At 38.9% G+C, this 12,321-nt stretch carries 9 protein-coding genes; 6 read left to right on the top strand and 3 right to left on the bottom strand.

Features of this window, described 5'->3' with window-relative positions:
- The first annotated feature begins 162 nt into the window (after nucleotides 1-162).
- On the top strand, nucleotides 163-1,236 hold the full coding sequence (locus tag AC1MGI_RS20680; protein ID WP_480347509.1) for a M42 family metallopeptidase: 1,074 nt from the start codon (nucleotides 163-165) through the stop codon (nucleotides 1,234-1,236).
- Between the two features lie 3 nt (nucleotides 1,237-1,239).
- Nucleotides 1,240-1,767: a DUF84 family protein gene (locus AC1MGI_RS20675; protein WP_480347507.1), complete on the top strand. Its 528-nt coding sequence runs from the start codon at nucleotides 1,240-1,242 to the stop codon at nucleotides 1,765-1,767.
- Between the two features lie 330 nt (nucleotides 1,768-2,097).
- On the opposite strand, the gene AC1MGI_RS20670 is transcribed toward AC1MGI_RS20675, so the two are convergent.
- Nucleotides 2,098-4,188: a methyl-accepting chemotaxis protein gene (locus AC1MGI_RS20670; RefSeq protein ID WP_480347505.1), complete on the bottom strand. Its 2,091-nt coding sequence runs from the start codon at nucleotides 4,186-4,188 to the stop codon at nucleotides 2,098-2,100.
- Nucleotides 4,189-4,487: 299 nt separating this feature from the next.
- On the opposite strand from AC1MGI_RS20670, the gene AC1MGI_RS20665 reads away from it, so the two are divergent.
- The 4 genes from AC1MGI_RS20665 to murC all read left to right on the top strand — a co-directional run bounded on the left by AC1MGI_RS20665 (nucleotide 4,488) and on the right by murC (nucleotide 10,940).
- Nucleotides 4,488-4,799: a thioredoxin family protein gene (locus AC1MGI_RS20665; protein WP_480347504.1), complete on the top strand. Its 312-nt coding sequence runs from the start codon at nucleotides 4,488-4,490 to the stop codon at nucleotides 4,797-4,799.
- Between the two features lie 266 nt (nucleotides 4,800-5,065).
- Nucleotides 5,066-5,866, top strand: coding sequence for a DUF1444 domain-containing protein (locus AC1MGI_RS20660; protein ID WP_062182993.1), 801 nt, complete (start codon nucleotides 5,066-5,068; stop codon nucleotides 5,864-5,866).
- Nucleotides 5,867-6,498: 632 nt separating this feature from the next.
- Nucleotides 6,499-9,204 carry a DNA translocase FtsK gene (locus AC1MGI_RS20655; protein ID WP_480347503.1) on the top strand — a complete coding sequence of 902 codons (2,706 nt, stop codon included), beginning with the start codon at nucleotides 6,499-6,501 and terminating at the stop codon, nucleotides 9,202-9,204.
- 431 nt (nucleotides 9,205-9,635) lie between these two features.
- Nucleotides 9,636-10,940 (top strand): UDP-N-acetylmuramate--L-alanine ligase, encoded by a 1,305-nt coding sequence (murC, locus tag AC1MGI_RS20650; protein WP_480347501.1) that lies wholly within the window; start codon nucleotides 9,636-9,638, stop codon nucleotides 10,938-10,940.
- 177 nt (nucleotides 10,941-11,117) lie between these two features.
- On the opposite strand, the gene AC1MGI_RS20645 is transcribed toward murC, so the two are convergent.
- Both AC1MGI_RS20645 and AC1MGI_RS20640 read right to left on the bottom strand, forming a co-directional pair.
- Nucleotides 11,118-11,657, bottom strand: a complete 540-nt coding sequence (locus AC1MGI_RS20645) for a hypothetical protein (protein WP_480347499.1) — start codon at nucleotides 11,655-11,657, stop codon at nucleotides 11,118-11,120.
- A 205-nt stretch (nucleotides 11,658-11,862) separates the two neighbouring features.
- Nucleotides 11,863-12,153, bottom strand: a complete 291-nt coding sequence (locus tag AC1MGI_RS20640; protein WP_480347498.1) for a hypothetical protein — start codon at nucleotides 12,151-12,153, stop codon at nucleotides 11,863-11,865.
- Nucleotides 12,154-12,321: the final 168 nt, after the last annotated feature.

Here is a 12,321-nt window from a genome sequence, read left to right as displayed (position 1 = left end):
CGTTCCGGTCCTCTCAAGATGCGCTCCTCGAACTTCTCGGCTCTTTTTAACCTCCTTTTTGAACATGCACTCTTAGGGTAAAATAATCTGTAAGTGGAAACCAACATCAATTTTCTGTAAAATAGAGGAGTACATAAAATAGTTAGATTCGAGGTAGAAAAAATGAATCAAGAAACTTTAGCCTTATTTAAAACATTGACTGAATTGCCAGGTACATCGGGAAATGAACATGCTGTCAGAAAGTTTATGAAATCAGAGCTTGAGAAATATTCAGATGAAATTGTTCAGGATCGCCTTGGTAGTATTTTTGGTCTGAAAAAAGGACCAGTAGATGGACCGACTGTACTTGTTGCCGGTCATATGGATGAAGTAGGTTTCATGGTAACGTCGATTACGGATAATGGAATGATTCGCTTTCAAACGCTTGGCGGTTGGTGGAGCCAAGTTTTACTTGCACAACGTGTGCAAATCATTACCGATAATGGTCCGGTTATAGGAGTGATTGGCTCGATTCCGCCGCATTTACTCGAAGAATCGCAACGCGCAAAGCCAATGGATATTAAAAATATGTTGATTGATATCGGTGCTGACGATAAAGAAGATGCGATGAAAATCGGCATCATCCCTGGTCAACAAATTGTCCCAATCTGTCCATTTACACCGATGGCAAATGAAAAGAAAATCCTTGCAAAATCATGGGATAACCGCTACGGTTGTGGTCTTGCCATCGAACTTCTGAAAGACGTACAAGGGGAGACGTTGCCAAATAATTTGTATTCAGGCGCAACAGTTCAAGAAGAAGTAGGCCTTCGCGGTGCACAGACATCTGCATTCATGATTAAACCTGATATTTTCTTCGCCTTGGATGCGAGTCCAGCAAATGATATGTCCGGGAATAAATCTGAATTTGGACAGTTAGGTAAAGGAGCCCTCCTGAGAATCCTTGACCGTACGATGGTGACACATAAGGGGATGCGTGAATTTATTTTAGATACAGCAGAAACCCATTCGATTCCTTATCAATATTTCGTATCACAAGGTGGTACAGACGCTGGGCGTGTGCATCAAGCGAATGAAGGAATACCAAGTGGAGTAATTGGCATCTGCTCAAGATACATCCACACAGCCGCTTCTATGATTCACATCGACGATTATGTAGCTGCTCGTGAGCTGATTGGGAAATTAGTACGTGCTTGTGATAAGACTACGCTTGAAAGTATTCTGAATAACGGGTGAGGTATGATGTTACAAATTGTAGTAGGGAGTCATAACCCAGCAAAGGTGCAAGCTGTGAAGAACGCATTTAGTGGAGAACTTGTTGAAATCTTATCCTTGAACGTTGCTTCTGGTGTACAAGAACAGCCTTTTTCTGATGAAGAAACGATTGAGGGTGCGATGAATCGGGCTAAAAATGGTTTAAATGAAAGTGATGCAAAAATTGGAATAGGCCTTGAAGGCGGAGTAGTTGAAACAAAGTATGGATTGTTCCTCTGTAATTGGGGGGCGCTTGCGGTCCGGGAATCATCAGACGTATTCATTGCGGGCGGTGCGAGACTATTGCTACCAGATGCAGTTGCCAAAAGACTGCTCGCTGGAGAAGAGCTCGGACCGGTTATGGATGAGTTCACAAAACGTGCCGGAATTCGTAAAAAGGAAGGCGCGATTGGTGTATTCACAAACGAACGAATTACCCGAGCAGACATGTTCAGCCATATTATGAGCATGTTAGTTGGGCAGTATGAATATAAAATTGGACAACAGCGATAAAGTGAAACTTCCATCAGTGGGGCCTCATCCCCACTGATGGTTAGTTGAACCAATCGGGGATTTACAGGCTGTTTATCCCCCACCTATTTATTTCTTGATTCTCTAGCAAAAATTGAGGAGGGGGTATTACAGCCTGTTAAACCGGGATAAATTTAGTAAAGTTCTTTCTTCGGAATGGAGGAAGAACTTTTTTTTACGTCAAAATCTCAAAATATGCATCAAAGTAATATTTTGATGTGCTATAGGGATCGTCAAAAAAAAGTCTGACCTCACACTCTATTCACGATAAATAGTGTGAGGTCAGACTTGCTATGGTTCAGCTGCTTTCTTTTATATCCTATTCTTTTTCTTTGACAACTTAGGTTTTTTCCAGTGAAGGATCTTCTTAAATTGTTTAGTTCGTCTTGGTTTCTTTTTCGTGTCAGAAGGTATGTCATTGACTTCTTCTTCAAGGTTAAATTGGGAAACGACCGTTTGTAAATCGGCGGCGATATGGCTTAGTTCTGTTGCGGCTTCACTTACATGAGTAATCGCTATTAATTGGCTTTCACTTGAGGCACTTACTTCTTGTGAAGCGCCGGTTGATTGCTCTGATACTTGATACACATCCCCCATTTTTTGAACGAGAATCGTGTTTGCGCTTTGGACATCTTTAATGGAATGTTGGATTGTGCCAATTTTCAAGCTGATTCGTTCCACATGTTGAACGATATTTTCAAACGCGCTCTTTGTATAGTCAACCGAATGACTTTGAACCGTTTTATATTCATTAAATTTCTGCGATTCAATCATTAATGCATTCATTTGTTCATTCATTGTATGAATGACTCGTTGGATGCTCTCGGCTTCATGTTTGGAACGTTCAGCAAGCTTTCGTACTTCGTTTGCCACTACACTAAATCCTCTTCCTGCATCCCCAGCTCGTGCGGCTTCAATCGCAGCGTTTAAGGCAAGAAGATTTGTATTCTCAGCAATGTCTTGGATCGTTCCAACAATACCTGATATCGCAAGTGACTTTTCAGATGCACTTTGAATTTGCATCGTCAAATGTGTAGCTAATTGTAGGAATTGTTCAGATGTCTCCTGGAGACTGACGACTGTTTTCAGTCCAAGATGCCCTTCATTCTCCGTTTGTGTTGCCTCGATAACAATTTCTTCACTTATAATTTCTGTTTCTGAGATGGAATCCGTTACCTTTTGTAAAATAACATTGCTTTCCTCAAGCTCTAAAGATTGCAGTGTCGCTCCAGCTGCAACTTGTTTAATGGCTGCATTTACTTGATTGGATTGAGCAGACGTTTCTTCAGAAATAGCGGCTAAGTTTTGTGAAGAAGAGTTCAACTGATCAGCCGAATTTCTAACTTCAAGTAGTGTGTGTTTAACTTTTTCCGCCATTTTATTAAAAGTTTCTGCTAAACTCATCATTTCGTCTTTTCGTTTGATGTCTACTTGATGTGCCAGATTACCGCTACCGATTTTATCTGCACCATATTTTAAAGCGAAAATGGAAGAACGTATCGATGTCATTAAAAGATAGCCAATGGAAGAGAGAATCAAAATGATAATAACGCTGATTACAACAAGAGAAATAGTAATCCGTTTTACCTTTTCTTCATTTACACGGTTTAGTTTCGTTTCTTGATCATGCACGATAGCTTCTAAATCAGAAGCTGATTTTTCAACCATACGTGCTTCTGTATCAAATGTCATCGTCATCGTTGTTGTATCTAGATAGGTTTTCACGATCGTTCTCATTGTTTCTCTATAATTGTTTAGTTGAGCAATAAGAGCCTCTTTTGGCACGGGAGAAATGGATGAACTAGCTATTTTTTTTTCCAAGTCATTCATCTGAGACGAATATTCTGTATACGGATTGGTTTCTTTTGTTGCCAAATATTGCTGTTCGAATAGACGAATGATGTAAAATTGGTTGAAAAGCTCCTGATGATTCGATTGTAAAAGCAAATCCGAAACGACCATCCCGCCGCTTTCAAGGTCTGCCCGAAGGCCTTCTGTGTCGAAGTAGCCCATCTTTTCATAAAGCTGGACGACTTGCTTAAAGCTGTTTTCGTAATCGTTAACATGATCCTCAATCCGTTCGAATTGCTGAACTATGTCGGGGTATGAGGTGTATTCTGCTTTTAATGATGCAGATGTATCGATAATCTTCTTGACACGTTCGAAGACAAACCTTGCATGGGAAGCTTTCGGATTTTTCAAATATTGTCGCTCGAATTTTCTCGTATCAGCCATTTGATATTTAAGATCTTTACTATCCTTAATAGCTTGATTGAGAAGTAATTGCTCTTCTCGAACATTATTTTGTTTTCCCATTGCGATCATGTTAAAAACGATTAACAAAAGAACGCTAACTAATGATATGAAAATAATAAGTCCAATTTTGGCCTTGATTGTTTGCATGAACTGCCTCTCTTTCTGAAACGAATTAGGTAATTGTAACTAGTATACTATTTTAATATAAGAAATATTTCCTATATTATAGAATTTTTAGCTGTTGATAACAATAGGAATTTATTTAATAAGGACGACGATCGTTAGAGAAAGACTGAATATAGGTCTAAAAACTCGAATCTATGGTAGGGGTAACGCTCGTGTTTTTTTAAGAAATAAGTTTGCGTATTGTTGGTTTATCGTGAAGTAGTTTGGTATCATCAACATAAGTGTTGAGAGATAAAATCTATTTATTGGAGGGAATTAGAATGAAAAATTTAGAATCTATGGAGCAATTTACAACCTTAAAAAATGAAGGGAAACATATTTTCTTGTTTTCAGCAGATTGGTGTGGAGATTGCCGAGTGATTGAACCTGTTTTACCAGGCATTGAAGCGGCGTATCCTGACTATACTTTCATTCATATTGACCGTGATAAATTTATTGATGTATGTGTAGAAAATGATGTTTTTGGCATTCCAAGTTTTATTGCATATGACAACGGAAAAGAGTTAGGACGTTTTGTTAGTAAAGATCGTAAAACCGAGCAAGAAATTAAAGATTTTATCGAATCCTTATAATGATTCAAATTTTGTATAGTTCTAATAATAATTGAATAGAATAAATAGTTTGTTTATTTATTAATCGGCTCTTTTCATATAAATAAATTTGAAAGATATACCATTAAACACGCTATATGCGCTTAATTGCAATGGTGGCGGTGAGGAGCTAGATTTTGGGGTACTTCCTATAATTAATATGTATACCTGTTAAGCAGATCGGCTATATTGATAAGTCGCGAAGCCCCGCCCCATGTCCTTAAAGAAGTGAGGAATTCTGAATGAAAATGGATAGTAAGAAGATCATGAAACTTATGAAAGAGCGGTTAGGTTCGGAATACCGCAGCTATGCCTTTGATAGTAAGACAGATGTTCTCCGTATTGAAAACACGGTAACTGGAAAAGGCATTTCGGTCGAGTTGCCGAAAATCGTGGCAAATTGGGAAAATTCAAAGGAAAAAGCGATCGATGAGGTCGTTTATTATGTAGAGGAAGCATTGCAGGTGATGGGTGAAGAGCACACGTTGACTGGTAAAGAAAAAAACATTTTTCCAGTCATTCGGTCCACCTCTTTTCCTACAGAAGCGACATCTGGGAATCCGTTTTTATTTGATGAACATACAGCTGAAACACGGATTCTGTATGCGCTTGACTTAGGAAATACATACCGGCTAATCGACCGTCAGATGCTAGAGAAAGAGGGATGGGAACCTGAACGGATACGACAAATTGCAAAGTTTAACGTCCGATCGCTTAAAACGCCTTTGAAATCTGATACGGTTGCGGGTAATACATTTTATTTCTTGAATACGAATGATGGCTACGATGCAAGCCGTATCGTTAACGAAACTTGGTTAAAAGAAATGAAGAATACCATGAAAGGTGAGATGGCGATCAGCATCCCACATCAGGATGTCATTATTATCGCAGATATCGAAAATGATACGGGCTATGATGTGCTTGCACAAATGGCGATGAGTTTTTTTGCAAGTGGCCATGTCCCGATCACTGCTCTTTCCTTCTTATACGAAAATGACGAATTAGAGCCAGTCTTTATCCTGGGGAAAAATAAAAAGAGAAGCGAATAATTAAGCACAGCGTAATAGAATGCACATTCTGACAGTGAACCATCACTGAGTGGGATGTGCTTCTTTTATGTGGAAAAGGGGCGGGGCTTCGCAAAGTCGGCGCAGCTACCCACCTTCATAAGAGGATTCAATTTTTAGAACCTAAACCTTTTTCATCGTTTTAGTTGGGATTAGATGCTTATGGATGTTTTATCTTGGTTTAACAGGCTGCAATATCCCCATTTTACTTTTATCCCGGTTTAACAGGCTGTAATATCTCATAAAGTAATTCCTGAGAATAAAAAAACAGGAGTATTGAGAAAAACAGCCTATAAAACCCCGATTGGTTCAACTAACTAACAGTGGGGAACTACACCCCACTATTAGAAGTTTCACTTTATCATGAAAATATAATATGACTGTATTGCTACTGCAATAGAATCGACGTATACTAGGTCACCTAGAGGATATGAAAATATCGCAAATAAAATGGTTTCCTCTCATAATTTTGTGAAAATCATTGATTAATTGGTGTATACTGGGTATATTCCAACTGGTTTATGATACAGGTAATAGGTACGCATACAAGTTGGTTTACCAAAATTTAATAAAAAAAGATCGTTGACTATAAGTTGGTAGAAAGAGTGATTGTATTGAAATGGCTCAAAAAAATAAAGAAATGGTTCCAAGATGAAGAAATTATTGAAATAGAAGAAATTATGATCGATGAAGAGATCGACAAAGAAATCTTAAAAACTATGGATTTGACGCAACTGAAAAAGGTGAAAGAACATTCAGTCTCCCATGATGAACTTGCATCAACCCGTTTAGACCCGGATACTCGGATATTATTTCAATATCCAAAGGGTGAATTTAAATTTCCCATTATTCCAGATAATAAAATAAGACAAAGGCGTCCCAAAAAGCCTGACCGGCCAATAAACAAAGAAAGAAACACGGAACACTGGGAGAATAGTTCGGAAATAGTTTACAAGCAACCGGAACAGCCAGAAAAGAAGAAACAAGAAGCAGCACCAAAAATAAAGAAAATTGTCCCGTCCAAAATACCGTTTCGACCAACTGAAATTCCATCTCCTATCTACGGTTATAAACGGCCAGAACCCTTTAATAAAACCCGGGATGACATTGTGGAGTATGAATTAGAAAACACCATCGAATTATCTGTTTCAGATCCAATCGAGACTAAAGCGATCCTTCGAAAAAATGATAGGGAAGAACGAGATGAAGAGCATGGAACGATAACTGATTCAGAGTTTAAGGAACAAGAGGTCACAGAAGATGTATCAGAATTAATCAATGCTAATGATGAAAAAGAAAAAAATGAACGTTTGACGGATCTAATCAAAGAAGAAGAAAAAACGGTGCTTGAGGAAATAAGCTTTGATACTACAGCTGCTACAATTGAATCGCTAGTACCAAAGGCAGAAGAAACCGAACGGATGACTGCTACGACTGCGGTATATGAACGAGAATCAAGTGATACAATGACAGTAGTAGAACCTTCTCTTGAAGAGGAACATTTCGTTCAACCAAAACCTACAAAAAAACATATTCCATTTAATGTGATTATGTTGAAGCAGGATAAAAAAAAGGTCGATAGGCTGAAAGCTTTCGAATCGATGAGGAAAACGATTGTCGATGATCAGAACATTTCCCGGGAAAATGTCGAGCCAGTGTCTGAAGGTAAGTTTGAACAAGATGTGAATGAAATACATAGGCAAGAAGCTCGTGTAATAACCAAAGACTTAGTTGAATCGAAATCCAACGTCCATCTTTCAACGGTTCAAAGTCTTGTACATACCGAAGAACCGGTAAAAGAGGTCATTCCTGAAAATCTTCCTACAGTACCGTTAGAAATGAATCTACAAGATCAAATTGTATCGAATCAGACAATGAGTGAGGAAGAAAATCCATATTACGCATTTCCGTCCATCGACTTACTAACACCAGCAGCATCCGCAGAAAGTGACAATGAATGGCTTGAAGGGCAGACGGCATTATTGGATGATACATTGAAGAACTTTAATGTTCGTGCAAAAGTGGTCAATGTCACGCAAGGTCCTGCTGTGACAAGATTTGAGGTGCAGCCAGAGCCAGGTGTGAAGGTGAATAAGGTCACGAATTTAATGGATGATATTAAACTAAGTCTTGCTGCACAGGATATTCGGATGGAAGCACCGATTCCTGGCAAGCATACCATTGGCATTGAAATCCCGAATCGAAAAAGCATGCCTGTGTTTCTGCGGGAAATTCTCGAAAGTGATTCATTCAAACAAGATCCATCCCCGTTGACAGTCGCACTTGGACTTGATATTTCCGGTGAACCGATTGTGACGGATTTGAAAAAAATGCCACACGGACTCATTGCTGGGGCAACCGGCTCAGGGAAAAGTGTCTGTATTAATTCAATGTTAATTAGTTTACTGTACAAAGCTACACCACAAGAGGTGAAATTACTGCTCATTGATCCTAAAATGGTTGAGCTTGCTCCATATAACCGTCTCCCTCATCTCGTTAGTCCGGTTATAACAGATGTAAAGGCAGCCACTGCAGCATTGAAATGGGCTGTTGAAGAAATGGAAAGGCGTTACGAGTTGTTTGTTCACGCAGGAGTCCGCGATATTGGACGTTTCAATGAAAACGCAGAGGCAGCGGGTCAGCATGCGAACAAATTGCCTTTTATCGTGATCATTATTGATGAGCTTGCCGATTTAATGATGATGTCGCCTGCAGATGTGGAGGAGGCTATTAGTCGGATTGCACAGAAAGCACGTGCTTGCGGGATTCATTTGATTGTTGCAACTCAACGTCCTTCAGTTGATGTCATAACTGGCTTAATCAAGGCAAATATCCCGACAAGAATTGCGTTTTCGGTCTCATCTCAAGTGGATTCACGTACAATTCTCGATAGCGGTGGTGCGGAAAAGCTGTTAGGTAGAGGAGATATGTTGTTTGCTGAAAATGGATCTTCCAAATCAGTTCGTCTCCAAGGTACGTTCGTCACGGACCATGAAATTGATGAAGTCGTCCATCATGTGAAGAACGAGCAGCAACCTCAATACTTATTTGAGCAAGAAGAATTATTGAATAAAGCACAATTCACCGAAGAAATCGATGAATTATTTTTTGAGTCATGTGAATTTGTCGTCTCGCAAAATGCTGCTTCAACCTCAAGCTTACAAAGAAGGTTCAAGATTGGCTACAATCGTGCAGCAAGATTAATGGAAATGATGCATGACAAGGGGATTATTTCTGAATCGAGAGGGAGTAAACCGAGGGATGTGCTCATCACGGCAGAAGAATTGGAATCCTTTTTAGAGGAAAACGCGGTGATGTAAGAATCAGGCGGTCATTCTCCGACTGTGCAGGATGCGTGTGGCGGCCATTAGTAGGATGAGCTAATTTGTCTTACGAGGAGGCCTTTACTACTAGATGTGAGTGTTTAATCACCGTGTTCGTGTCTTTTATAGGTGAACATCCTAGACGAAAATGTATATACTAAGAATTGTAATGTATTATTGGAAAATGAAGGATCGGTAAAATCAACTATGTTAAAATGGTAATATCGTGTTATGGTTGATTTTTTTAAAGAGTGATATAATGTATACTCATGTATGAATAACGTGAAGTTAAGATTTCAATTCTCTGGGAGATACTGAAAGGGAAGCCATTAAGTTTCCTTAGAACTTCCAAATTAGAAAACAAGAAAAACAAAAAAGATGACATTATATACCGTGATACAGATAGACGATTGGTGGAGGATCTATTTATGACTGTTTACCATTTTGTAGGAATTAAGGGCTCTGGGATGAGCGCGCTTGCTCAAGTACTTCATGATATGGGGTATGTTGTTCAAGGTTCTGACTACGAAAAGAAATTTTTTACACAAATTGCATTAGAAAATGCAGGCATTACAATTCTTCCTTTTGCTGAAGAAAATATTCAGCCTGGAATGACAATTATTGCAGGAAATGCATTCCCAGACACTCATCCGGAAATTGTTGCAGCGATGAAGCTGGGATTGCCAATCCTTCGCTATCACAACTTCCTTGGAGACCTATCGAAGGGGTTCATCAGTGTGGCAGTAACAGGCGCACATGGGAAAACATCGACGACAGGATTACTTGCTCATGTAATGGGTGGAGCAAAGCCAACTTCGTATTTAATCGGGGATGGTACAGGGAAAGGGATTGCTAAATCGGATTATTTTGTATTCGAGGCGTGTGAATATCGCCGTCATTTCCTTTCTTATTATCCTGATTATGCAATCATGACGAATATTGATTACGACCATCCAGATTATTTTGCCAACATTGAGGACGTATTTGAAGCGTTTCAGAAGATGGCTCTGCAAGTGAATAAAGGAATTATTGCTTGTGGCGATGATGAGCAACTTCAAGGAATTCAAGCAAAAGTTCCAGTGATCTTATACGGATTTGCGGAAGAAAATGATTTTCAAGCACGGAATATTCAAGTTTCCGAGCAAGGCACAACATTTGATGTACATGTGCGGAATAATTACTATGAGACGTTTACAATTCCGACTTATGGTAAGCATAATGTGTTAAACGCTGTAGCCGTTATTGCACTATGTCAATATGAAGATTTGGATACTGAAACGGTGAAGGCACAATTGGCGACATTTACTGGGGTGAAGCGTCGTTTTTCTGAGAAAGAAATCGGTAATCAAATCGTTATTGACGATTATGCCCATCATCCGACTGAAATCACAGCAACGGTCGATTCAGCGCGCCAAAAATATCCGAATCGTGAAGTAGTGGCCGTATTCCAGCCACATACGTATTCAAGAACTCAGGCATTTCTGAATGAATTTGCCGAAAGCTTAAACTTAGCGGATCAAGTATATCTGTGCGAAATCTTTGGTTCAGCACGTGAGCATCAAGGTAAGCTTTCCATTCTAGATCTTCAAGAGAAAATCCCTGGAGCTGAGCTGATTTCAGAGGAAACAACAGAAATCCTTCGTAAACATGACAACAGCGTCATTCTATTCATGGGGGCTGGAGATATTCAGAAATTCCAGGCTGCATACGAGAAGTTATTAGAAGTGAAATAATACCAAAATAGTGTCACATAAGGGTCTGACCTCGTACTCTAAATCAGTAAAAAGTGTTAATACACTTGTCTAATACTGGATTTAGTTGTTGCGGGGTCTGACCCTTTTTTTCATACAATAAAAAACTCAGATTCCCTATATGGAAAATCTGAGTCATTTTTAGTGATACTAAAAGATTTAGCGCTTAATTTCAGATGCTGTAAAGGTAATAGGTGCATAAAAAAAGACGGCTGCGTTCTCAACAAATTTTTCAATTGTTAATAAATAGGTGACATCACGGTCACGAGACTCAATGTGGTCAACGAATTGGGCAACAATTTGCGTATGGTCATCTCGATCTTCAGAATCAACCCATGTTAGCACTTGATAAACAAGATTTGTAGGATCTACAACATTTCTATAAATACTTGTCAGTAAAGCACGAGGAGTACCATCATTATTGTTTACTTGAAACAGTCCGTTTAGCCATACAACATTGCCTTCTTGTACATCTTCTAAACGTACGGAAGAAACAACTCGAGGAACTGTTTGGATTAGTGTTTGATTACCGACAGGGTTGGGATTAATCGGCATGAAAGTCTCGCCTGCAAATTCAACTAACTTATCTTGTTTATCCTTCTTTTTGTGATGACATTTGTCTTCAAATTTATTAGGATCATGTGAATGCTGGTTTGCATTCATATAATACTGATCTTTCTTTTTATTATAGAGATCCATATTACTATCACTTTTTCTTTATTGTCTAAATATTATATTCAATGAAAGAAAGCATGCTTGTACTAATGAGGAATTTTTTAATAAAGATAAAACAGGATGGGCGCATATTATCATAACGGTGAATGCATGCACCCATTCACAATGTATGGTTCAAACAAAGAAGCCTTGAATCGTTGAAATATAAGTTCGGTTGTCAGGGGATCTGTTAACACGAATCTTCATTTTTTTCTTCATCATCATCTTCTGGAATTCTTGTCTCTTTATTTAAAAACTTCCAGTAATACGCTTCAATCGCCGTATCGATCATACGCTGTTTAATAAAATGATCATATGTCCTTTTCCCTTTCTTTTTTTCCTCTAATGCTGCATTTCGATCCTTCTTGAGCTCATCAATCCACTCCAATAATTCCTCGCGGCTGGAATCAAGAAAATCGTTGTAAATTTCTCTGAAAGGATGAGATTCAGGCACCTTTGGACGTTTTTTCCATTCTGACATGACAATCCGTACCTCCTTCTCAGAATAGAGTATTCTTCTATCCGTACAAAAGCACCCAGATTCACAAAAATGGGTGTGAATTTCAATTCGAAAAGGGAAAATCTTTTTGAAAAATATGCTCTTGTCCTGTACGAAAGAAAGCCCACTTGCATTATATAGGAGGGAAGA

The sequence above is a fragment of the Peribacillus sp. BM1 genome (assembly GCF_056679975.1).
Note: the sequence above shows the minus strand (reverse complement) of the source record. Positions and strands in the feature narration are given on the sequence as shown.

What these genes read in the sequence shown, in the direction of transcription:
- AC1MGI_RS20640 (WP_480347498.1), bottom strand. Translation starts at nt 12,153, where the DNA reads ATGTCAGAATGGAAAAAACGTCCAAAGGTGCCTGAATCTCATCCTTTC.
- AC1MGI_RS20665 (WP_480347504.1), top strand. Translation starts at nt 4,488, where the DNA reads ATGAAAAATTTAGAATCTATGGAGCAATTTACAACCTTAAAAAATGAA.
- AC1MGI_RS20660 (WP_062182993.1), top strand. Translation starts at nt 5,066, where the DNA reads ATGGATAGTAAGAAGATCATGAAACTTATGAAAGAGCGGTTAGGTTCG.
- AC1MGI_RS20680 (WP_480347509.1), top strand. Translation starts at nt 163, where the DNA reads ATGAATCAAGAAACTTTAGCCTTATTTAAAACATTGACTGAATTGCCA.
- AC1MGI_RS20675 (WP_480347507.1), top strand. Translation starts at nt 1,240, where the DNA reads ATGATGTTACAAATTGTAGTAGGGAGTCATAACCCAGCAAAGGTGCAA.
- AC1MGI_RS20645 (WP_480347499.1), bottom strand. Translation starts at nt 11,657, where the DNA reads ATGGATCTCTATAATAAAAAGAAAGATCAGTATTATATGAATGCAAAC.
- murC (WP_480347501.1), top strand. Translation starts at nt 9,636, where the DNA reads ATGACTGTTTACCATTTTGTAGGAATTAAGGGCTCTGGGATGAGCGCG.
- AC1MGI_RS20670 (WP_480347505.1), bottom strand. Translation starts at nt 4,188, where the DNA reads ATGCAAACAATCAAGGCCAAAATTGGACTTATTATTTTCATATCATTA.